The sequence below is a fragment of the Streptomyces sp. WELS2 genome (genome assembly GCF_013870595.1).
In the GTDB taxonomy this organism is placed as follows: domain Bacteria; phylum Actinomycetota; class Actinomycetes; order Streptomycetales; family Streptomycetaceae; genus Streptomyces.
The window spans coordinates 1-1,724 of the sequence record NZ_JACBWZ010001115.1; the positions used below are offsets into that span (position 1 = coordinate 1).

1 protein-coding gene and 1 pseudogene are annotated in these 1,724 nt (G+C 73.5%); both read left to right on the forward strand.

Translation table 11 applies throughout. The features are described 5' to 3' along the window. On the forward strand, nt 1-235 hold a 235-nt coding region (locus H5J33_RS34170), incomplete at its 5' end, for an aldo/keto reductase (protein WP_181798546.1). A 119-nt stretch (nt 236-354) separates the two neighbouring features. Beyond that, nucleotides 355-1,269: pseudogene (locus H5J33_RS38120) on the forward strand (D-alanyl-D-alanine carboxypeptidase family protein); the annotation flags it as partial. Nucleotides 1,270-1,724 lie beyond the last annotated feature (455 nt).

Consider the following 1,724-nt stretch of genomic DNA (forward strand, 5'->3'; position numbering starts at 1 on the left):
CGGCGCCGATCCGCGGTGGCTGGCCCGGATCGACGCCGTCCGGGACATCCTCACGAGCGGCGGCCGTACCCTCGCCCAGGGCGCCCTCGCCTGGCTGTGGGCCCGCAGCCCGCGCACCGTGCCGATCCCCGGCTTCAGGACCGTCGCCCAGGCCGAGGAGAACGCCGGGGCGATCGCGAAGGGACCGCTCACCGCCGGCCGGCTGGCCGAGATCGACCACTTGCTCGGCAGATGACCGTCCCCAAGGCCCGGTCGGCCACGCCGACTTGCCCCGTCCTCCCGCCAGGCGGGTGATCCGGACCGTACGCCCCTCCGGACGCGGAACGTCTGCTCGTCGCGGTGTACGGTCCCCGGGTGCGTGAATGTTCCCGGCTCAGCCGGCGTGCCGTCCTCGGCCTGACGGCCGCCGCCCTGCCCTTGTCCATGGTCACCGACGCCGCCGCGGCCACCACGGTCGTCGGCGGCGAACGACTGGCCCGTACCGGCGTCCAGGTGCGCGGCGTCTCGGGACTGCCCGAGAAGCTCACCGCCCGCGCCTGGCTGGTCGCCGACTGCGCGAGCGGCGAGGTGCTCGCCTCGTTCGACGCGCACCGGCGGCTCGCGCCCGCGTCCACCCTGAAGATGCTGTTCGCCGACACCGTGCTGAAGAAGTTCGACCGCGCCCGGCGGTACAAGGTCACCGACGCCGACCTCGCCGACGTCCCGGCCGGATCCAGCCTCGTCGGCATCAAGCCCGGCATCACCTACACCGTCGAGCAGTTGTGGCAGGGCGTGTTCCTGCGGTCCGGCAACGACGCCGTGCACGTGCTGTCCCACATGAACGGCGGCATCGCCGAGACCGTCGCCGAGATGCAGGCCAAGGCCGAGGACCTGCAGGCCCTGGACACCCATGTGGTCAGCCCCGACGGCTTCGACCACAAGGGGCAGGTCTCCTCGGCGTACGACCTCACGCTCTTCGCCCGGCACGGGCTGAAGGACGCCGACTTCCGCCGTTACTGCGGCACGAGGACGGCCGACTTCCCGGCGGGCGGCAAGAAGACGTTCCAGATCCAGAACACCGACCGCCTGCTGACCGGGGCGTGGGGCCTGAAGACATATGAAGGCCTGATCGGTGTCAAGAACGGCTACACCAGTTACGCCGGCAACACGTTCACCGGCGCGGCCACCCGTGGCGGGCGCACCCTGCTGGTGACCGTGATGCACCCCGAGTCCGGCGGCAACGCCGTGTACGAGGAGACCGCCGCGCTGCTCGACTGGGGCTTCTCCTTCCGTGGAGGCGGCGCTGATCGTGGCCCTGGTCGCGGTGGGCGGCCCGGCGGCGGTGGCCACGGCGGCGGTGCTGGCCTACCGGATCATCACCGTGTGGGCGCCACTGCTGCCGGGGGCGGTGACACTGGGCGCGCTGGTGCGGCTGAAGGTCATCTGAGGCACCGGTTACCCGCCAGGCCCCGCCCGGCCGGCGCTCGCCCGTACCGGTGCGCTCGCCTCTCTCGCAGGTCGGCCGAGGTGGCGGGGGCCGGCGTGCCCCGCTCAGCCGGTGCTGACCCGTACCGGTCCGCCCTCGGGGTCGACGCGGTCGTGCCAGCGGGCGGTGAGGGTCAGGGGGCGGTGCGGCAGGGCAGCCCGGGGCACGGGCCGGGCGCGGTGCAGGAGGCGGCCGTCCTGGTGGACGTACAGGACCGGGCGGGGCAGCGGGATGCCGGTGCGCAGCAGGTGGCGGTCGG